Origin of the sequence: Pyruvatibacter sp., assembly GCF_040219635.1 — a bacterium.
In the GTDB taxonomy this organism is placed as follows: domain Bacteria; phylum Pseudomonadota; class Alphaproteobacteria; order CGMCC-115125; family CGMCC-115125; genus Pyruvatibacter.
Window position 1 is genome coordinate 893105 of sequence record NZ_JAVJSC010000003.1, and the last position, 19554, is coordinate 912658.

Annotated in this window: 18 protein-coding genes and 1 tRNA gene; 15 read left to right on the forward strand and 4 right to left on the reverse strand. The window is 58.8% G+C overall.

Features of this window, described 5'->3' with window-relative positions; genetic code table 11:
- Positions 1 to 49: 49 nt before the first annotated feature.
- Positions 50 to 886, forward strand: coding sequence for an SDR family oxidoreductase (locus tag RIB87_RS07735; protein WP_350145225.1), 837 nt, complete (start codon positions 50 to 52; stop codon positions 884 to 886).
- Between the two features lie 23 nt (positions 887 to 909).
- The gene (locus tag RIB87_RS07740) at positions 910 to 1695 is read left to right on the forward strand and encodes an SDR family oxidoreductase (RefSeq protein ID WP_350145227.1); all 786 of its coding nucleotides are present in this window, start codon (positions 910 to 912) and stop codon (positions 1693 to 1695) included.
- Here RIB87_RS07740 and RIB87_RS07745 read toward each other — a convergent pair.
- Complete coding sequence (locus RIB87_RS07745) at positions 1692 to 2252, reverse strand: MOSC domain-containing protein (RefSeq protein ID WP_350145229.1); 561 nt, start codon at positions 2250 to 2252, stop codon at positions 1692 to 1694. The two genes, RIB87_RS07740 and RIB87_RS07745, sit on opposite strands and share 4 nt — an antisense overlap.
- 214 nt (positions 2253 to 2466) lie before the next feature.
- Between RIB87_RS07745 and RIB87_RS07750 the strand changes: the two genes are divergently transcribed.
- Positions 2467 to 4596, forward strand: a complete 2130-nt coding sequence (locus tag RIB87_RS07750) for a malate synthase G (protein WP_350145231.1) — start codon at positions 2467 to 2469, stop codon at positions 4594 to 4596.
- Between the two features lie 245 nt (positions 4597 to 4841).
- Here RIB87_RS07750 and RIB87_RS07755 read toward each other — a convergent pair whose 3' ends face one another.
- The 3 genes from RIB87_RS07755 to RIB87_RS07765 all read right to left on the reverse strand — a co-directional run bounded on the left by RIB87_RS07755 (position 4842) and on the right by RIB87_RS07765 (position 9105).
- Positions 4842 to 8117 carry a transglutaminase family protein gene (locus RIB87_RS07755; RefSeq protein WP_350145233.1) on the reverse strand — a complete coding sequence of 1092 codons (3276 nt, stop codon included), beginning with the start codon at positions 8115 to 8117 and terminating at the stop codon, positions 4842 to 4844.
- A gap of 246 nt (positions 8118 to 8363) precedes the next feature.
- A tRNA-Ala gene (locus RIB87_RS07760) sits at positions 8364 to 8439 on the reverse strand.
- 183 nt (positions 8440 to 8622) lie between these two features.
- A complete protein-coding gene (locus tag RIB87_RS07765; RefSeq protein WP_350145235.1) occupies positions 8623 to 9105 on the reverse strand; it encodes a TIGR02300 family protein in 483 nt (160 codons plus the stop codon).
- Between the two features lie 211 nt (positions 9106 to 9316).
- On the opposite strand from RIB87_RS07765, the gene aroA reads away from it, so the two are divergent.
- From aroA to RIB87_RS07825, 12 genes are all read left to right on the forward strand, one after another.
- Positions 9317 to 10672, forward strand: a complete 1356-nt coding sequence (aroA, locus tag RIB87_RS07770) for a 3-phosphoshikimate 1-carboxyvinyltransferase (protein ID WP_350145237.1) — start codon at positions 9317 to 9319, stop codon at positions 10670 to 10672.
- 10 nt (positions 10673 to 10682) lie between these two features.
- Positions 10683 to 11339 (forward strand): (d)CMP kinase, encoded by a 657-nt coding sequence (cmk, locus tag RIB87_RS07775; protein ID WP_350145239.1) that lies wholly within the window; start codon positions 10683 to 10685, stop codon positions 11337 to 11339.
- Between the two features lie 212 nt (positions 11340 to 11551).
- Entirely contained in the window at positions 11552 to 13261 is a 1710-nt protein-coding gene (gene rpsA, locus RIB87_RS07780; protein WP_350145241.1) for a 30S ribosomal protein S1, read from the forward strand.
- Between the two features lie 278 nt (positions 13262 to 13539).
- On the forward strand, positions 13540 to 13917 hold the full coding sequence (gene ihfB / locus RIB87_RS07785; RefSeq protein WP_350145243.1) for an integration host factor subunit beta: 378 nt from the start codon (positions 13540 to 13542) through the stop codon (positions 13915 to 13917).
- 70 nt (positions 13918 to 13987) lie between these two features.
- Positions 13988 to 14359, forward strand: coding sequence for a lipopolysaccharide assembly protein LapA domain-containing protein (locus RIB87_RS07790; protein WP_350145245.1), 372 nt, complete (start codon positions 13988 to 13990; stop codon positions 14357 to 14359).
- Positions 14337 to 15317, forward strand: coding sequence for a bifunctional Delta(1)-pyrroline-2-carboxylate/Delta(1)-piperideine-2-carboxylate reductase (gene lhpI / locus RIB87_RS07795; protein ID WP_350145247.1), 981 nt, complete (start codon positions 14337 to 14339; stop codon positions 15315 to 15317). Before RIB87_RS07790 ends, lhpI begins: the two co-directional genes overlap by 23 nt.
- Before the next feature lie 7 nt (positions 15318 to 15324).
- Entirely contained in the window at positions 15325 to 15642 is a 318-nt protein-coding gene (locus tag RIB87_RS07800) for a hypothetical protein (protein ID WP_350145249.1), read from the forward strand.
- Between the two features lie 316 nt (positions 15643 to 15958).
- Positions 15959 to 16813, forward strand: coding sequence for a taurine dioxygenase (gene tauD / locus RIB87_RS07805; protein ID WP_350145251.1), 855 nt, complete (start codon positions 15959 to 15961; stop codon positions 16811 to 16813).
- 30 nt (positions 16814 to 16843) lie between these two features.
- Positions 16844 to 17302 carry an MAPEG family protein gene (locus RIB87_RS07810; protein WP_350145253.1) on the forward strand — a complete coding sequence of 153 codons (459 nt, stop codon included), beginning with the start codon at positions 16844 to 16846 and terminating at the stop codon, positions 17300 to 17302.
- Between the two features lie 73 nt (positions 17303 to 17375).
- On the forward strand, positions 17376 to 18134 hold the full coding sequence (locus RIB87_RS07815; RefSeq protein ID WP_350145255.1) for a TspO-related membrane protein: 759 nt from the start codon (positions 17376 to 17378) through the stop codon (positions 18132 to 18134).
- A gap of 57 nt (positions 18135 to 18191) precedes the next feature.
- Positions 18192 to 18899, forward strand: coding sequence for an orotidine-5'-phosphate decarboxylase (pyrF, locus tag RIB87_RS07820; protein ID WP_350145257.1), 708 nt, complete (start codon positions 18192 to 18194; stop codon positions 18897 to 18899).
- The gene (locus RIB87_RS07825; RefSeq protein WP_350145259.1) at positions 18900 to 19547 is read left to right on the forward strand and encodes a phosphoribosylanthranilate isomerase; all 648 of its coding nucleotides are present in this window, start codon (positions 18900 to 18902) and stop codon (positions 19545 to 19547) included. It abuts the gene before it with no gap.
- The last annotated feature ends 7 nt before the right edge of the window (positions 19548 to 19554 follow it).

Here is a 19554-nt window from a genome sequence, read left to right on the forward strand (position 1 = left end):
AAAGTCGGCAGCATCACGATTTACATATCCAGGCAAGGGAGAGAAGACTGTGACGAATTACATTGAAAACAAAGTCATTATCGTGACGGGTGCGGGCGGCGGCTTTGGCCGTCTGGTCGCGCAAAAGGCAGCTGCACTAGGCGCAAAAATCATTTGCGCCGACATTGATGAGGCCGCGCTCGCTGAAACCGTGCAGCAAGTGACGGATGCCGGTGGCACAGCATCGGGCATTGCCACCAATGTGGCCGACTTGGCGCAGATGCGCGCAATGGCAAAACATGCCGTCGATACCTATGGCGTCATTGATGTGATGGTAAATAATGCCGGCACCATGCCGCTGGCTTTCTTTGCCGATCATGAGGCCGCCGCCGACCAGTGGTCGCGGTGCATCGACGTCAACATCAAGGGCGTGCTGAACGGGATTTCATCCGTGTACGATCAAATGATGGTGCAGGGCCGTGGCCACGTCATCAACCTATCGTCGATCTACGGCAATTTTCCGGTGCTCGGCTCCGGGGTATATCAGGCTACCAAGACGGCTGTAAATTATCTGTCGGAGTCGCTGCGCGTCGAAGCGCAGGGCAAAATCAAGGTCACGGTCATCAGGCCAACAGGCGTGCCGGGCACAGCGCTTGGCACCGGCGTTGTCAACCCTGACGCGGTGGTGGGCATCCTTGGGCAAAACGCGCTCAGCTATGGCGAGATCATGGCAAAGTATGCAGAAGGCCAGCTCAGTGCCGACCAGGCCAACCCCGACAGCCCGCAATATGCCGTGCTCGATCCCGGCTATATCGCAGATGCCATTATCATGGTCATTAACCAGCCATGGGGTGTGTCGCTAGGCGACGTCACCGTGCGCGCCACTGGCGATGGGTACATTCTTTAAAAATCCGTACAGGGAGCAAATAGATGCAGATAGACAGCACGACGGCCGCCGTTGTTACGGGTGGCGCATCAGGTCTTGGCAAGGCAAGCGCACAGGCGCTGGCAGATGCGGGTGTGAAGGTTGCAATCTTTGATCTGAACGAAGATGCAGGCGAAGCAATGGCCAAATCGATTGGCGGCCTCTTTTGCAGGGTGGACGTCACGGACGAGGACAGTGTGATTGCCGGTTTTGAAAAAGCTCGCGCCGCCCAAGGCCAGGAGCGCATTTGCGTCCACTGCGCCATGACCTCGCGCGGCGGCAAAAAGACAGTGGGGCGAAATCGCGATACTGGTGAGTTCATGCGCTTTCCCACCGAAGACTATGCGTATTCGATCAATGGTATTCTGGTTGCGAGCTATCGTGTCGCGTCCTTGTCGGCACTTGGCATGGCATCCCTTGAGCCAAACGAAGACGGCGAGCGCGGTGTCATCATCATGACGTCGTCAGTCGCGGCACAGGATGCCCAGATGGGGCAGGTCGGCTATGGCTCCGGCAAGGCGGGTGTGAACGGGCTGGTGCTGCCGATGGCCCGCGACATGATGGATCTTGGCATTCGCGTCAATTCCATCATGCCCGGCATCTTTGCAACGCCGCCCATGCAGGCCGCGCCGCCAAAGGTCTTGCAGGGTCTGTCGGCTTCCGTGCCGTTCCCCAAGCGCCTTGGCAACCCGCCGGAGTTTGCAAGTCTGGTGCTGGAACTGGTCCGCAACACCTACTTTAACGGTCAGGCCATTCGCCTGGACGGCGGCATCAGAATGCCACCACGCTAAACGCGCTCAAGCGGCACAAATGGCTCCGGCGGAAGTGTCACCTCAATGACATCGCCGGGGCGTACCGTTCCGCCCAGCACTACAACACCCATAATGCCCGCTTTGCGGACAAGCTTTCCGTCCGCACCTCTTTGCACAACCGCCTTCAACAGGTTTGTGCGAAAGGCCTCTATTTGCTGGCACGGGTTGCGCAGACCGGTGACTGCCACCAGTGCCGTGTCACCTATTTTCAGCATTGCGCCGGTAGGCAGGGACAACAGGTCGATGCCACGGGTGGTGATATTCTCCCCCAGATCACCTCCGTTGATGTCAAAGTCCGGCCGCAGTTCGTCGAACAGCTCTGCAGGCATCAAATGCACCTGCCGCAGATTGGGCTGCCCGGGGTCCGCCGCAACACGCGATCGATGCCTCACCTGTGCCCCCATGTGGCAATCACCCATGACCCCAAGCCCGGCTACAAGCTCGATCCCGGAAACCGGCTGTTTACTGAAACTATGCTCTGCGCTGATGTAAACACCCTGCACGCAGCTCGAGGTTTGTGTGCTCATGGCACGCATTTAATTGCACAGCGTCAAAAACGCATCAACCATGACAGCCATCAACCCGAACCGGATATAACCTGAAGATCACTTCGTCCATTACCGGCCTGCGGACTTGCCCCCCGGCACCCCAATAGGGTACCTCCCGGTCAGCAAATTGGCAGCGCTCTGGCTTTCAGCGGGCGAATGTCCTGCCGCCGCGAGCGCGTCCCACAGGTATTGAGGAAAATCCATGAACTATCTCGACAAGGCTGACATCAAGGTCGCAGCTCCTCTGGTGGAGTTTGTTGAAACCAAATGCCTGCCCGGAACGGGTCTCGATGCCGATGCCTTTTGGGCCGGTGCATCTGCTATCTTCACTCGGTTTTCTGCCCAAAATGATGCTCTGCTCGCCGAGCGCGAAGATCTTCAGGCGAAGATTGATGCCTGGCACACGGCCAACCCCGGCCCAATCACCGATCACGCAGCTTACGAAGCATTCCTGCGCGAGATTGGCTATCTGGTCGATGAGCCTGCACCGTTTGAAATCACCACGGCCAATGTGGATCCCGAAATTGCAACCATGGCTGGGCCGCAGCTTGTTGTGCCATCGCTCAACGCCCGTTTTGTGCTCAACGCCGCTAACGCGCGCTGGGGCAGTCTGTATGACGCGTTCTACGGCACGGATGCGCTGCCGGGCAAAGCCAAAAGTCCCGGCTATGACGAAGACCGTGGTGCACAGGTTGTGGAGCGCGCCAAGAGTATGCTCGACGAGGTGGCACCGCTGGCTTCTGGCAGCCACAAGGACGTAAAAGGCTACACGGTAGAGGGCGGCGCGCTGGTGCCGGCGCTCAAAGACCCGTCGCTGTTCGCGGGTTTCACCGGCCTGCCCGCCGACCCGCAGTCGATATTGCTGAAGCACAACGGCCTGCACATCGAAATCCTGATCAACCGCTCCACAAATGTCGGCTCGACGGACCCCGCGGGCGTCACCGACATTCTGATGGAAGCAGCGCTTACCACCATTGTTGACCTGGAAGACTCAGTCGCCGCTGTTGATTGCGCGGATAAAGTGGACGCCTACACAAACTGGCTCGGCCTGATGAATGGCGACCTTGTGGAGAGTTTTGAAAAGGGCGGCGCAACGCTGACCCGCAAACTGGCCGCTGACAAGGACTATACAACCCCGGACGGCAAAGCCGCCACGCTGCAGGGCCGCAGCACGCTGCTGGTGCGCAACGTAGGGCATCTCATGAAAACCGAGGCCGTGCTGCTTGCCGATGGCAGTCAGGCCCCTGAGGGCGTGCTCGACGGCATTATCACCAACCTCATTTCCCTGCGCGATGTCGGCAGGAACGGTCGCCGCGTCAACAGCCCGGCAGGGTCTATTTATGTTGTGAAGCCCAAGATGCACGGGCCGAAGGAAGTTGCCTTCACCGACAGTCTGTTTGCTGCCGTTGAAGACCTGCTGGGTCTCGCCCGCAACACCATCAAGGTGGGCGTCATGGACGAGGAGCGGCGCACGTCCGCCAACCTTGCTGCCTGCATCAAGGCAGTTTCGGGGCGCATCGTGTTCATCAACACAGGTTTTCTGGATCGCACCGGCGATGAAATGCATACCAGCATGAAAGCCGGACCGATGATCCTTAAGGCCGACATGAAAACTACCGACTGGATCAAGGCCTATGAAGAGCGCAATGTCGCCATTGGCCTGGCCTGCGGTTTGTCGGGCAAGGCACAGATAGGCAAGGGCATGTGGGCCGCCCCTGACCGTATGGGCGATATGCTGGAACAGAAAATCGGCCACCCGAAAACGGGCGCCAATACCGCCTGGGTACCAAGCCCCACAGCCGCTACGCTGCACGCCATCCACTATCATCAGGTTGATGTGTTCGGCCTGCGTGCCGAAATTGCCAAACGCGAAACCCCGGCACTCAGCACGCTTTTGACAATCCCGCTGGCAAAAGACACCAACTGGCCAACAGACGTTGTGGAGCGCGAGCTGGAAAACAACGCCCAAGGCATTTTGGGCTATGTCGTGCGCTGGATCGACCAGGGCGTTGGGTGTTCAAAGGTGCCGGACGTCAACGACATCGGCCTGATGGAAGACCGCGCAACCTTGCGCATCTCGTCCCAGCATATGGCCAACTGGCTGATGCACGGTATCTGCACCCCTGCGCAGGTGGATGCAGCCTTTGAACGCATGGCCACAAAAGTTGACGGCCAGAATGCGGGCGACGCGGCCTACGAACCAATGGCACCAAAGTTTGACGGTCTGGCCTACGAAGCCGCCAAGGCTCTGGTCTATGAAGGCGCCAAACAGCCCAGCGGCTATACCGAGCCGCTGCTGCACGCCTACCGCGTCAAAAAGAAGGCGCCGTAGACCAGTCAATCTGATCCGTACAAAGACATAAACCCCGGCGGACCATCGCCGGGGTTATTGTGTTTTGCGGGGTTGCGCTGGTTCCTTAGCTAAGGGACCTCGCAAGATCACCACCCGCGGCGGATACCGCCCGTGTGAATCGGCAATGCGCGGTTCTCAGCCTTACGATCTGTTGTACCCGCTGACCTGGCAGCTGACCTGCCAGCGGGCGTGGGCCGCGCACCGCAGCGAACCTGGTAGTTCCCTCAGGCGTTGAAACGCAGGTCGAGCGTTAGCGGAAACGACGGATTGTGTTCTGGCTGTGGGACCGAAACTTTGCCAGGCGTGTGCCCCATGGCCTCGAAGCGCGACAGTCGGCGCCCCTCCGCCTCATTTTCATTGACCGGAAACGTGTCGTAATTGCGCCCGCCAGGATGGGCAACGTGGTAGGTGAAGCCGCCAATCGAGCGCGCCCGCGCTGTGTCGATCACATCAAAAACAAGCGGCGCATTGACCGGCAACTTTGGATGCAGGCTGGAGGGTTGCGCCCACGCCTTGAATCGCACACCCGCAACCTGAACACCATTCTCATGTGTTTGTTGAAGGGGCACGCGCCGACCATTGCAGGTCACAATGTGGCGGCCATCGGTGAGACCACTTGCCGTTAGCTGCAAGCGCTCAACGGTTGCATCGACAGACCGGCTGACGCCGCCGCCTGCTGGTTCCTCGCCCATAACCGGCCACGGCTCCAGCGCAGTGCACAGGGAGAGCGTTGTACTGCCAACCTGGGTGCGCCCGCATTCAGGAAACCGAAAAGTGAAAAACGGCTCAAACCATTCCTCAGAAAATGCATATCCGCCCGATTTCAACACATGCAGCACATCGCGAAAATCGTCGCGGATGTAATGCGGCAACATGAACTGGTCATGCAGCCGTGTGCCCCACCGCACGAACTGGCCGTCATAGGGACGTTTCCAGAAGTGAGCAATGCAGGCACGCAGCAACAGGGCCTGCACCAGCCCCATCTGTGAATGTGGCGGCATTTCAAAGCCCCGCATCTCAAGCAGCCCAAGTCGGCCGCGGTCGCTGTCGGGACTGTAGAGCTTGTCGATGCAGAACTCGGCACGGTGGGTGTTGCCTGTCAGATCAACCAGAAGGTTGCGCAACAACCGATCTACCAACCAGGGTGACACTTCGTTGCCCTTCTCCGGCATCTGCTGGAAGGCGATTTCCAGTTCATAGAGAGCGTCGTGGCGCGCCTCGTCTATCCGCGGCGACTGGCTGGTCGGGCCGATATACAAACCCGCAAACAGGTAGGAGAGCGAAGGGTGGTTTTGCCAGAATGTGACAAGCGACTGCAGCAGGTCGGGACGTCGCAGAAACGGGCTGTCAGCAGGCTTTGCGGCCCCCATAACAATATGGTTGCCCCCGCCGGTGCCGATCCGTCTGCCATCAAGACTGAACTTCTCAGACGACAGGCGCGTTTCGCGTGCTTCGCGATACACAGTGCTGCTGATGGTTTTAAGCTCTTCCCATGTCCCTGCCGGCTGAACGTTGACTTCGATGACACCGGGGTCTGGCGTCACACTGAAGTGCCCCAGTCGCTGATCGGCGGTCGGTGTGTAGCCTTCCAACACAACGGGTGTTTTCAGTTTTTTCGCAACGGTTTCGATGGCTGCGATCAATTCGAGAAAATGCACAGCCCACGGCACAGGCGGCAGGAACAGATGCAGCACGCCATCACGAACCTCCGCACACAGAGCAGAGTAAACCAGTCCGTTGGGATCATCACGGAAAGCCGTATCGTCGGCATCCAGGCGTGCCGAAATCCGTTTCCTGAATGAGCTGTGTGAGGGCAAAGGCTCAACAGCTTCAAAGGCACTCAGTTCGGGACTTTTCTCCTGCTCTGCCTCTTTGGGGGAGGGAAGACTTGCAAGAGGCAGTCTTAGCCCGATTGGCGAGTTGCCCGTCAACAAAACCATATGCGGACTTTTGAATGTCCAGCGATTGCTGATCCATTGGTTGCGCCGATGTGAATAGTGAAGCGGTAACGCATAGCCCACCGGTTCATTCAGGTCCTTCTCCATCAGCGTCTGCAGACGCTCACGTTCAGTTTTTTCAAAAACGTCTGCGCCCATCATGTCGTCCTGCAAAGGAAGACGGCGTTCTTTCCAAAGGTAGTACGGCGTATCCTCGCGTGCCGGAATAACGTATTCGTCGGGTATGCCAAGGGTTTGCGCCACGGCACCAAGAAAACGCTCAGCGGTTTTCAGTGTGTGTTTCAGCGGTGTGTCGGGATCAGCAAGCAAGTCCGGGTCTTGCCATATAGGCTTGCCGTCCAGACGCCAGAAGCACGGCAGTGCCCATCGCGGAAGGATTTCGCCCGGATACCATTTGCCCTGGGTGAACATATGCAACCCGCCAGGCGCAAAGCGCCCACGCAGCCGGCGCGCCATCTCCTTACCAAGTTTTTTCTTGTCGGCACCCAGGGCCGCGTAGTGCCAAGCATTGTGCTCGCGGTCATCAAGCGACACAAATGTGGGTTCACCTCCCATCGTCAGTCGGACGTCTTGCTTCTCCAGTTTTTCGTCAACCTTGCTGCCCAGCGCGTCAATATTCTGCCACATCGCGTCGCTGTAGGGCTTGGTGACACGCGGCCCCTCAGTGATCCGCGTGACCGTCATTTCATGCATGAGTGTCGCCTGAACACCGCTTTCCAGCGTGCCCGTTACCGGTGCAGCGCTCGACGGGTTGGGCGTGCAACACAGCGGGATATGCCCCTCGCCTGCAAACAGGCCGGATGTCGGATCAAGCCCCACCCAGCCCGCGCCAGGCAGATAGACCTCGGTCCATGCGTGCAAATCCGTGAAGTCCACTTCGGTTCCCGACGGACCATCAAGTGATTTTACGTCTGCGGCCAGCTGAATGAGATACCCGGACGCAAATCGTGTTGCCAGACCAAGGTGCCGAAGGGCCTGGCACAGCAGCCACGCCATATCGCGGCATGATCCGCTGCCCAGTTGCAGGGTTTCATCGCACCCCTGAATGCCTGGTTCCAGCCGCACCACGTATTTTAGGGAGCCACTCAGTTTCTGGCAGGCGGCGACCAGAAAATCGATGATGCTTTGTGGTTTGCGGTCGAGGGTATCAATCCAGGCCATCAGGGCCGGATCGCCCTCCTTGATTTCCAGATAGGGGGCCAGTTCGTCACGAAGGTCTTTCTCATACGAAAAGGGAAAGTCCTTGGCATAGTCTTCAAGAAAAAAGTCGAAAGGATTGAACACGCGTATTTCAGAAAGCAGGTCTACTTCAATCTTGAAATTACGCACCGGCTCCGGAAAGACGACGCGGGCCAGAAAGTTGCCAAAAGGGTCCTGCTGCCAGTTTATGAAATGGTCCTTTGGCGAAACTTTCAGGGAATAGGACTGGATATTGGAGCGGACATGCGGAGCTGGCCGAAGGCGGATCGTTTGCGTTCCCAGCGCTGCCGACTTGTCGTATCGATACTCGGTGACGTGGTGCAGCGCGACAAGGATGCTCATAGGCAAAGGCCTTCCGGTAAGACGAAAACGCGACTGGGCGAACCATAGTCCAATAGTGAGTGTCGGATGCCCCATTTTGTTCAGGGCAGCAGTCTCCAGATGTCCGGCGTTGTCATGCCGTCATTTGGAGAAAGGGCGAAGGGGGCAGGTTAACCCTTGAACCGGAACAAGTCTGCGACCGCAGGCAGGGCTTTGGTTGACCTCCACGCAGGAACCAAGCGACGCGGGTTTTCCGTTAGTGAGAAATGGTGGAGCCAGGCGGAATCGAACCGCCGACCTCTTGCATGCCATGCAAGCGCTCTCCCAACTGAGCTATGGCCCCTGAAGTTCAGGTTTGACCGCGCGTGGCACATTCCACGCGGCACATTCTCTGTGCGGGCGGTGTCAGGACGGCACTTGGGGGTGCGCCCTTTGAAAGAGGCGGGACATTACGTCTGCGCCCGGTTCATTTCAAGCAGCCATTTAGTGCTGCTGGATGAGCAATGTGTTGCTCATCTCGCTATCGCTAGTCGTTATCTTTCTTACCGGGGATGACGTCTGACAGGTCATCGTCGTCCTCATCATCATCGGTGAGGAAAGTGTCGTCGTCCTCGTCATCGTCATCAAGGTCGGTATCTATATCGTCGTCGCCCAGATCCGGCAGATCGTCATCGTCCTCTTCATCCTCGTCCTCATCATCGTCAAGGCTGGGTGCGCGCTTGCGCCCGGATGATGTCTTTTTCTCGCCGGTCGCCACCTCGTCGAGGCTTTCGGTGCCGTCGTCCTCAACATCGTCCTCGTCTTCCAGTTCCTCAGCCTCTTCTTCTTCGGCTTCCTTGGCTTCGGCTTCCTTGGCTTTTGCCTTGGCGCCACGACGCGGCTTTGGCGGTGCTGCCTGGGGCCATTCGTAGTCGCATTTCGGGCAATGGATGGGATCTTTCTTGAAGTCATAGAACTTCGCCCCGCATTCAGGACAAAGCTGCTTCGTTCCCCATTCGGGCTTTGGCACGGGCAAGCCTCTTTCAAGCAATTCTGGATGCGGCGGAGGTTTCCGCCTGACATAATTCGGGCTGCGGCGGACGTTTCCGCCGACAAGGGTTTTCCCATTGCCACGATCATTGGGGACTGTCAAAAGAGAAATGCGCGCTAACGCCCTTATATTTGGTAAGGGAGACAATTTGCGCACGCTGAAACCCACCACGCCAGACCTGTAAGGCCGCATGTCCCCTCACGCCCACACCCCCCAATCTCCCTGGCGCGCCGCCTGTGCAGGCCCTTTGAAAGGAACTGTCCGCGTGCCGGGCGACAAGTCGATGTCGCATCGGGCACTCATTCTGGGCGCGTTGGCCGTGGGCCGCACGCAGGTGCATGGCCTGCTTGAGAGCGACGACGTATTGGCTACCGCTGGTGCCGTCAATGCATTGGGAGCCCGCGCGACAGATTGCGGCGGCGGCCATTGGACGGTTGACGGTGTTGGCATCGGCGCGCTGGCAGAACCAACGGGCGCCCTTGATTTTGGCAATTCCGGCACCGGCTGCCGCCTGATGATGGGCGTTGTAGCGGGCCATCCGATTGCAGCAACTTTCATTGGTGATGCCAGCCTGTCGCGCCGCCCGATGCGCCGCATCACAACTCCGCTGGCGTTGATGGGTGCAACTTTTGCAGGCCCGGCAGCGGGCACCCTGCCATTGACGCTTACCGGTGCACGACCGCCCCTGCCCATCACCTACACATTGCCGGTGGCCTCCGCGCAGGTGAAATCAGCTGTGTTGCTCGCCGGCTTGTCCGCACCCGGACAAACCACCGTGCTGGAGCCTGTCCGCACCCGCGATCACACCGAAAACATGCTGCGCGCCTTTGGGTGCCACGTATCAGTTGAAGAAGGCCCGCACGGCATTCATGCGGTGCATGTCACAGGTGAGTGCGAATTGACGCCTGCTGCTATTTCGGTGCCTGCAGACCCTTCATCGGCGGCTTTTCCTCTGGTTGCGGCCCTGCTGGTCGAAGGGTCTGATGTAGTGGCAACAGACGTGATGATAAACCCGCTGCGCGCCGGGCTGTTCACAACGCTTCAGGAGATGGGGGCGGACATCACGTTTGAAAACGAGCGCGAGGAAGGCGGGGAGCGGGTGGCCGACATTCGTGCCCGTCATTCTGCGCTTACAGGCATTGATGTGCCGCCGGAACGTGCCGCCTCAATGATCGACGAATACCCTGTGCTCGCTGTTGCCGCTGCGTTTGCGCAGGGCAAAACCACCATGCGTGGCCTTGAAGAACTGCGGGTCAAGGAAAGCGACCGCATCTCGGCCACCGTGGCAATGCTACAGGCCTGCGGCGCGCAGGTGCGCGAGCTTGAAGACGGCATGATCGTTACCGGTGCAGGTGGTGTCATCGCGGGTGGCGGCCATGTGGCCACAGGCATGGATCACCGTATTGCCATGTCCGGTCTTGTTGCAGGGCTGGCGGCAAAATCCGCCGTGAGCATTGATGATGCGACGATGATCGCCACCAGCTTTCCCGCCTTCCGTGACCTGATGACCGGTCTGGGCGCGCAGATTGCGCCCGCCAATGGTTGATGTTGCGCCAATGGCTGATGATACAGCGACCAGGAGCCTCGTAATTGCCATTGATGGACCCGCGGCGGCCGGCAAGGGCACCATCGCACGCAACGTTGCCGAGGTGCTGAACCTTGCGTATCTCGACACCGGCTCACTCTATCGCGCGGTCGCCCACGCAGTGATCTGCGCTGATGGTAACCCTGCCGATGAAACAGACGCTGTGACGGCAGCAAAGACGCTGGACGTTGATGCGATTGACCCCGTTGCCATTCGCACCCGTGAGGTGGGAGCGGCCGCATCATTGGTGGCGGCCAAACCGGCGGTGCGCGCAGAACTTCTGGAAACCCAGCGCCGCATCGCCAAGCACCCGCCAAAAGGCAAAGCGGGCGTGGTGATGGACGGGCGCGACATCGGCACGGTTGTGTGCCCGGATGCGGACGTAAAACTGTTTGTTACAGCGTCTGATGATGCCCGCGCTCACCGACGGTGGCTGGAGTTGAAGGGCAACACTCCCGACTTGACCCCGCAAGAGGTGCTGGAAGACCTGCGTGAGCGTGACCGGCGGGACTCTGAACGCGCTGCATCGCCGCTGGTTCAGGCACCTGATGCCACCTTGCTCGATACCACCAATTTGAGTATAGAAGCGGCGATCCAAGCGGCGCTCGATATTGTCGGGCGGCGATAGTCACGTTTTTAAGGGGACATGCTCTTAACGAACCGCTGTCTGACGCCACTCACTTTATTCGCCGTCGCAAGGTGTGATTGACCCCAAAACCGGGAGATTTCGCGCCTTTTTTATTGGGTCGTACAACGACCAATAAAGCCGCAATCAAGCGGAAGACCGCCGGAGACAACCGTGCGGCCCGAAAAATCGATCAAATTGGAGCTACCACCTATATGTCTCAAACAGCCGCCGATCCCGGCCTGAACCCCAGCACAGACGATTTTGAAGCCCTCCTGATGGAGAGCCTGGAATCCACCAACATGACCGAGGGTTATGTTGTTAAAGGCACTGTCACCGCCGTCGAAAACGACATGGCGATTGTGGACGTGGGCCTTAAAACCGAAGGCCGCGTGCCTTTGAAAGAGTTTGCAACCCCCGGACAGGACGCCAACATCAAGGTTGGCGATATTGTTGAGGTCTATCTCGAGCGCGTGGAAAACGCGATGGGGGAGGCTGTTCTCTCCCGCGATAAAGCCCGCCGCGAAGAAGCCTGGGAAGTGCTTGAGCAGGCCTTTGAAAAGCAGGAGCGTGTGGAAGGCCACATCTTCGGTCGCGTCAAAGGCGGCTTTACAGTTGACCTGGGCGGCGCGGTCGCGTTTCTGCCCGGCAGCCAGGTGGACATCCGCCCGGTGCGCGACATCACTCCGCTGTTGAACATTCCCCAGCCCTTCCAGGTGTTGAAGATGGACCGCCGCCGCGGCAACATCGTTGTATCCCGCCGCGCCGTTCTGGAAGAAACTCGTGCCGAACAGCGTGCAGAGTTGGTCGAGAACCTCACTGAAGGTCAGGTGCTTGAAGGCGTGGTGAAAAACATCACGGACTACGGCGCATTCGTTGATCTGGGCGGCGTTGATGGCCTGCTCCACGTCACCGACATTGCATGGCGTCGCGTCAACCATCCGACAGACGTCCTGTCCATCGGCCAGTCGGTCAATGTGCAGGTCATCAAGGTCAATCAGGATACACAGCGCATTTCGCTTGGCATGAAGCAGCTTGAAGCTGATCCATGGGATGGAGTTGAAGCGAAGTATCCGGTCGATATGAAGATCAAGGGTCGCGTCACCAACATCACTGATTACGGCGCATTCGTTGAGCTTGAGCCAGGGGTTGAAGGTCTGGTTCACGTCTCTGAAATGAGCTGGACCAAGAAGAACGTTCATCCGGGCAAGATCGTTTCCACTTCGCAGGAAGTGGAAGTGATGGTGCTGGAAGTCGACCCGGTGAAACGTCGCATTTCGCTTGGCCTCAAGCAGTGCCTCGACAACCCGTGGTCATCGTTCCTCGACCGCTACCCGACGGGCACCGAAGTCGAAGGCGAGATCAAGAACATCACCGAGTTTGGTTTGTTCGTTGGGCTCGACGGCGATGTGGACGGCATGGTCCATCTTTCGGACCTCGACTGGAACCGTCCCGGCGAAGAAGCCATTGCCGAGTACAACAAGGGCGACATGGTGAAAGCCACCGTTCTGGATGTGGACCCGGACAAGGAGCGTATTTCGCTGGGCATCAAGCAGCTTGGCGGTGATCCGTTTGAAAGCGTTGGCGACATCCGCCGCGGTGAAGTCATTACCGTGACCGTCACCAATGTGGAAGAAAACGGCCTTGAAGTGTCTGTGGGTGAGGAGAAGTTTACGTCCTACATCCGCCGCTCCGAACTGAGCCGGGACCGTTCCGAGCAGCGCCCGGACCGTTACAATGTGGGCGACAAGATCGATGCCCGCGTCACACAGATCGACAAGGCTGGCCGTCGCGTCTCCCTGTCGATCAAGGCCAAGGAAATTGCGGAGGAAAAAGAAGCGGTGGAGCAGTATGGCTCGTCCGATTCAGGTGCCTCACTGGGCGATATTCTGGGTGCAGCCCTCAAGGGCAAGGACGACGAATAAGTCAGCCTACGTTGCCGGTCCGCCTGATTTTTCAGGCTGACCCTGCGAAAAACACACAAGTTGCACAATGGCGGCAGGTAAACCCCTGCCGCCATTGGTGTTTTACGCCCCGCCTCCACTGTGATGCGTCAAAATGACACCGGCGTCACCAAATCGCCTGCCGCACTGCTGAAAATGTATAAGCCTTTGAAAAGGCTACCTAGTTTGCACGTCTGCAACTTGACGCCCCCCGTCGTGTCAGGCATCGTTCAGCCTCAGGAAACAGAGGCAAGAACCTGATGATTAAGTCAGAACTCGTGCAGCGTTTGGCGCAAGCCAATCCGCATCTTTATCAGCGTGACGTTGAGCGCATTGTCGGCACAATCTTCGAGGAGATTTCGCAGGCACTGGCCAATGGTGACCGGGTTGAACTGCGCGGCTTTGGCGCGTTCTCGGTCAAAACGCGCCCCGCTCGCACCGGCCGTAACCCGCGCACCGGCGAGCCTGTGGAAGTTGACGCCAAGTGTGTGCCCTTCTTCAAAACCGGCAAGGAGCTGCGTGAACGCCTCAATAAGCGTCCGCTGGGAGCGAAGGCTGCGAACGACGAAGCGGGCACGACTGATGGATTCCGTGAAGCTGAACGCGACATGCCATCAGGTGTGGCGGCAGGTGAATAATTCGCACCTTCTGCGCTTCTGCCGTGGTCCACACTTCAAAATCTGACCCTTCGCGCGAAAGCTGTATGACGTGAAACTCAAGACCTTGTTCATCCTCGTTCCCTGCGCGCTGATTGGTATTGTTTTGACGCTGGCCAATCTCACCCCGGTCCAGTTCAGTCTTGATCCGTTTTCGGACACGCGCCCGGCGCTGGCGGTCACCGTACCGCTGTTCGTTGTGATCCTTGCAGCGTTTCTGGCCGGGTTGCTGGCAGGCGGGCTTGGTGCATGGATCGGGCAGGGCGGCCACCGTCGGGAGGAGCGCGTTGCCAAGCGCGAACTAAAGCGTGTGCAAAAACAGACGACTGCTGCCAACGCCAACACGCCTGCAACCGGCACGGCATTGGCACTCCAGCCCATCGGAACTGCGCCAGTAGCACATGCGCCTCGTAACGGCGGCTGAGCTTTCAGAAGCGCTTGATGTCCGCTCGTTGATGGAGCGGCTGCGCAGCGCATTTCGCGACGATATTGCGAGCCCGCCGCGTACCATCCACCACATCTCGTCACATCTGGGCGACGGCGAACCTGGCGGTGGCGACCTGATGCTCATGCCTGCTTGGGTGAAGGGCACAGCGCGTGCAGGCGATATGCGCGGGCGGCGCGGTTTCATCGGCGTCAAGGTGCAAGCGGTGTTCCCTGAGAACCGCCAGCACAAAGTCCCCTCGCTTACTGGCGTTTATGTGCTGATGTCGGGACGTACGGGCGAGCCTGTCGGCCTGATGGATGCGCCAACCTTGACTGCGTGTCGCACAGCGGCAGCCTCCGCGCTGGCCGCAAGCTACCTCGCCCGGCAGGACGCGCAACGCTTGCTGATGGTCGGCGCAGGCGCGCTGGCACCGCACCTCATACGAGCCCACGCACAAGCCCGCCCCATCTGCAACGTGCTGGTCTGGAACCGTACCCCTGCAACGGCTCAAAAACTCGCAAAGCGCCTTACCCGCCCGGACCTGAAGGTCGCCGCCACCACTGACCTTGAAGGCGCCGTACGCGGCGCTGACATAATCTGCACCGCCACCGGCAGCACGCAGCCGCTTGTCAAAGGCGACTGGCTACAGCCCGGTGTACATCTTGATCTGGTCGGTGGCTATCGGCAGGACATGCGCGAAGTGGATGACACGGCCATTTCTCGCGCCCGCCTGTTTGTCGATACCCGCGCCGGGGCCATGGCCGAGGCAGGTGACATCACCGCGCCCATGGAAGCAGGCATAATCTCAGCCGACGACATCACCGCTGACCTCTATGAATTGGCCCGCGGCGAAAAAGCCGGCCGCCGCTACCATGACCAGATCACGCTGTTTAAGTCAGTCGGCACTGCGCTGGAGGACCTGGCAGCGGCCACACTCGCGTTTGAGCGGACATAGCATCGCGATGAACAAGGGGAGAGATGTGGTTTCACGGCTGGGTGACCTATTCGAATCTGCCGCTTATCCAGATCATGCCGCGTTGCTTCGTGAAACACTTGAACACGACTCCGAGCAGGAATTCCTATTAGCACTCAATTCCAATAACATCTGGGGTGGAGCTGGTTCGATCGCCGATCAGGCGTTCTCATCGTCGCCACTATCCGACGTTAACAGAGCTGAGTTCGCCCGGCTCATGGCGGAACTGGCCGATTTCATGCTGGATTGCGATGTTGTGAAAAACGACCGTCTGCACATGTGGCGCAAGTCTTTCAGGCAGACATAGATCTGGATCTTTCGGCATTTTCAATGCTGTACCCAAAGCCACATACTAACCGAAGGCGCGCCACACACTCGAAAAGCTCCGCGTCCCCGGACTTGATCCGGGGCCTACTCGCAGATACCACACACCGCAGCGAAAGAGAGTGGACCCCGGATCAAGTCCGGGGATGCGTGAGGGTGACTGATTTCTGGGTCACCCAAGTCTGAAAATACAAAGCCTGACTCGGCGCTTTTCTCACGGTATGCTTTTTCCAAACGCTGACGACCGCCACCAAAAGAACGGCGCAGCTGGAGGAAACTGATGAGGGGAGGCGGGCTTCATGAGCAACGCCATTACGATTGATCGGCTGACGCCGACCATTGGCGCGGAAATTTCCGGCGTGGATATGCGCCAGCCGTTGGGAAATGAAACCTTCACCGTCGTCCACGATGCGCTGATGGAACACGGCGTCATCTTTTTCCGCGACCAGGAGATCACGCCCCAGCAGCACAAGGATTTTGCCGGTCGGTTCGGCCACCTGCAGGTGCATCCTTTTGCGCCCAATCTGGGCGACGATCACCCGGAGATCATCGTCATTGAACATGGCGAAAAACGTCCGCCCGATCTCAACAACTGGCACACCGATGTCACCTTCATGGCGGAGCCGCCGCTTGGTTCTGTCCTGCACGCCAAAGTGATGCCGGATACCGGCGGCGACACCATGTGGGCCAGCATGTATGCCGCTTATGATGCGCTCTCTGACAAGATGCAGCGCCTGCTCGGCGAGCTGACAGCGGTGCATGATTTTGAACATGTGTTTGGCAAGTCCGGTCGCCTGTATCGAAATCAGGGCGATGGCAAAATGGACACCGAGCGTCAGAAGCATCCAGCCGCTGAACATCCGGTTATCCGCACACACCCTGTCACCGGCAAGAACGGCATCTTCGTCAATTCCAGTTTCACGGTCCGCATCAAGGACATGAAAACCAAGGAGAGCGATGCTCTGCTTGCGTTCCTGCACGAGCACATCAAGTTGCCGGAGTTCCAGTGTCGCTTCCGCTGGCAGAAAAACTCGGTAGCCTTCTGGGATAACCGCTGCACCCAGCACTACGCCATCGCCGATTACTTCCCGCAGCACCGCATGATGCACCGCGTTACCATTGATGGAGACGCACCGCGCTACCTGCCTAACTAAGAACCAAAAAGCAAAAGAGGAGAGGAAAAAATGGAAGACATCGTCAACACCGTCACAGCCTCCGCCACCTATTCAGGCGATATGCTGGGCGCGCTTTACGTCATGGCTGCCTGGACCGCCATCACATGGATCATCATGACTTTTGTGCGGCTGGGGGCCATGAACGCCGCCGGCCTTAAGCCGGACGACGCAAAACACACGGACGCACTTTCCGTGCTCCCAACGCGCCCGCGTCAGATGGCAGATAACTACAACCACCTTTTTGAAGTTCCGGTTGTGTTCTATGCCGTGGTCCTGGCAGTCATCGTCAGCGGCAGTGCTGACCAGATCCACATGTATTGCGCCTGGGGCTTTGTTGCGTCCCGCGTTGTCCATTCGCTATGGCAGTGGACTTCAAATGCGGTCGCCATCCGCTTCCCGCTATTCGCTCTGGGCTGGATTTTGCTGATGGTCATGATCGTGCGCGAGCTTCTGGCCTATCTCGGCTAGCACGCCAGAAATGTGATCCCCGGAGCAGCATGTTCCGTAACCTATTGAACTGTTGCTCCGGGAGACTGCCCCAATGTCAGACGAACGCCGCCAGGTCCTCAACATTGTAACCGCCATTTCGCAAGCGCTTGCACCCGCCATGCCTGCGCTGGGTTTTGGCATCACGGTCGGCGCGCGTGACGGCGTATCGTCGCCGCTGGAAGTACCTGCCGGATACGCGTTTTCCATCTGGGGTCTGATTTTTCTGCTCGGCCTTATCTACGCCGTGATGCAGGCGCTTCCATCTGCCCGCACATCGCCACTTTACCGCGCAATTGGCACCGGCACCTGGATGCTGTTTGGTCTGTCCACCGCATGGATGCTCGTTGCCCAGTTCGAGGGGCCTAACATCGTTCTCGCCACAATCATTGTCATCATGCTGGTGATTTCCCTGCGGATCCTCGTCGTCGCCTTCAAGACGGGCGACGAGACCCGGAACACTGTCCGGCAAACTGTCGTCTTGCCGTTGCTGGGGCTGTATGCGGGGTGGCTGACGCTTGCAACGGCCCTCAATGTCTCAGGCGTGCTGCGCGATTATGCGCTTGCGCCCTTTGGTCTGCAGGAATGGCAATATGTTGCGCTTGTGCTCGGTGCCGCTGCTCTGGTCGCTGTGCCTATGCTCCTGCGTTTGCGCGGTCTGATCTGGTACGCCGCGGCCGCCATCTGGGGCCTTGTCGGGATCATTCTTAAGGCATATCCGCTGGCCGCTCCTGAGGCCTATGTGGCCTATGTCGCCGCGGCTATCACGACACTGTTGCTGCTCATCGTTCTGCGCGGCTTTCGCAGGGCATAGCAGCCTTTTGCGTTCAGGAGTTGGGGCCATGCGTGCGGTGCTGCTATAAGCCAGCCCATGAGCACACTTGAAAATCCGGTTTTCTGCGCCCTCGACACCCCGTCGCCTGACAAGGCCGCGAAACTCACGCGCGATTTGGGCGCGGCTGTAGGTGGCATCAAGCTGGGTCTTGAGTTTTTCATGGCAGCAGGCCCTGAGGGCTACGGCATTGTCGCCAGGGAAGGCCGCCCGGTTTTCCTTGATCTCAAGCTGCACGACATTCCCAACACCGTGGCGGGTGCCGTACGTTCTTTGTTGCCGCTGGCACCGGCAATCCTCAACGTCCACGCGCAGGGCGGCATGGCCATGATGCGCGCCGCAAAGGCCGCCGCTGACGACGCCCCAGACGGCAAGCGCCCGATGATGATTGGCGTCACCATGATGACCAGCCTGGACCAGTCCGACATAAAAAGTCAGGGCAACAGTCTTTCCACAACGGATTATGTCCGCCGCCTCGCGGAGCAAACAGCGCAGGCAGGGCTGGATGGCGTTGTATGTTCCGCCCTCGAAATTGAAACCCTGCGCGCTGATTTGGGCCCCGACTTCAAACTCATCGTCCCCGGCATCCGCCCGGCAGGGGCTGATATCGGCGACCAGAAGCGCGTCATGACCCCGGCACAGGCGCGCGCACTGGGGGCGGATGTGTTGGTTATCGGCAGACCCATCACAGCCGCTGAAGACCCCGCCGCAGCCGCCCGCAGCATTGCTGCTGAACTGGGCCTGTAAATGACTGCGCCCGTCATCAAGATTTGCGGCCTTACCACGCTGGAGGCGGTAACAGCGGTCAATGACATCAAGGCCGATATGGCGGGTTTCAACTTTGTTGAAAAAAGCACCCGCTATGTAACGCCCCAGCGTGCCGGCGAGCTGGTGTCGGCGCTCACCCCGCATGTCCAGTCCGTCGCTCTCGTTCTCGATGCGGATGACGTTGAACTCGATGCCATCATTGCTACCGTATCCCCAGATCTCATTCAGATGCATGGGCGCGAAAGCCCTGAGCGTGTGGCACAGACCAGGGCAAAGTACAGCCTGCCGGTCATCAAGGCTTTGTCAGTGGAAAATGCTGACGACGTGCAAAAAGCCCATCTTTACGAAGGTGTGGCTGACTGGTTGCTGTTTGACGCCAAACCCCCTAAATCACTCGCTAATGCCTTGCCCGGCGGCAATGGGCTGGTCTTTGACTGGAACCTGTTGGCAGGCTTCACGAGCACATGCCCGTGGATGCTCTCCGGCGGGCTGGATGCCGATAACGTGGCCGAGGCCATCCGGATTTCCGGGGCAACGGCTGTTGATGTCGCATCCGGCGTTGAGAGCGCGCCGGGCATGAAAGATCCCCGGCGGATCAAGGATTTTGCCGCTGCAGCGCGGGCATAAGCACCGG

Coding starts and splice junctions, on each gene's coding strand:
- RIB87_RS07740 (WP_350145227.1), top strand. CDS start 910: ATGCAGATAGACAGCACGACGGCCGCCGTTGTTACGGGTGGCGCATCA.
- RIB87_RS07745 (WP_350145229.1), bottom strand. CDS start 2,252: ATGCGTGCCATGAGCACACAAACCTCGAGCTGCGTGCAGGGTGTTTAC.
- RIB87_RS07750 (WP_350145231.1), top strand. CDS start 2,467: ATGAACTATCTCGACAAGGCTGACATCAAGGTCGCAGCTCCTCTGGTG.
- RIB87_RS07755 (WP_350145233.1), bottom strand. CDS start 8,117: ATGAGCATCCTTGTCGCGCTGCACCACGTCACCGAGTATCGATACGAC.
- aroA (WP_350145237.1), top strand. CDS start 9,317: ATGTCCCCTCACGCCCACACCCCCCAATCTCCCTGGCGCGCCGCCTGT.
- cmk (WP_350145239.1), top strand. CDS start 10,683: ATGGCTGATGATACAGCGACCAGGAGCCTCGTAATTGCCATTGATGGA.
- rpsA (WP_350145241.1), top strand. CDS start 11,552: ATGTCTCAAACAGCCGCCGATCCCGGCCTGAACCCCAGCACAGACGAT.
- ihfB (WP_350145243.1), top strand. CDS start 13,540: ATGATTAAGTCAGAACTCGTGCAGCGTTTGGCGCAAGCCAATCCGCAT.
- lhpI (WP_350145247.1), top strand. CDS start 14,337: ATGCGCCTCGTAACGGCGGCTGAGCTTTCAGAAGCGCTTGATGTCCGC.
- RIB87_RS07800 (WP_350145249.1), top strand. CDS start 15,325: ATGAACAAGGGGAGAGATGTGGTTTCACGGCTGGGTGACCTATTCGAA.
- tauD (WP_350145251.1), top strand. CDS start 15,959: ATGAGCAACGCCATTACGATTGATCGGCTGACGCCGACCATTGGCGCG.
- RIB87_RS07810 (WP_350145253.1), top strand. CDS start 16,844: ATGGAAGACATCGTCAACACCGTCACAGCCTCCGCCACCTATTCAGGC.
- RIB87_RS07815 (WP_350145255.1), top strand. CDS start 17,376: ATGTCAGACGAACGCCGCCAGGTCCTCAACATTGTAACCGCCATTTCG.
- pyrF (WP_350145257.1), top strand. CDS start 18,192: ATGAGCACACTTGAAAATCCGGTTTTCTGCGCCCTCGACACCCCGTCG.
- RIB87_RS07825 (WP_350145259.1), top strand. CDS start 18,900: ATGACTGCGCCCGTCATCAAGATTTGCGGCCTTACCACGCTGGAGGCG.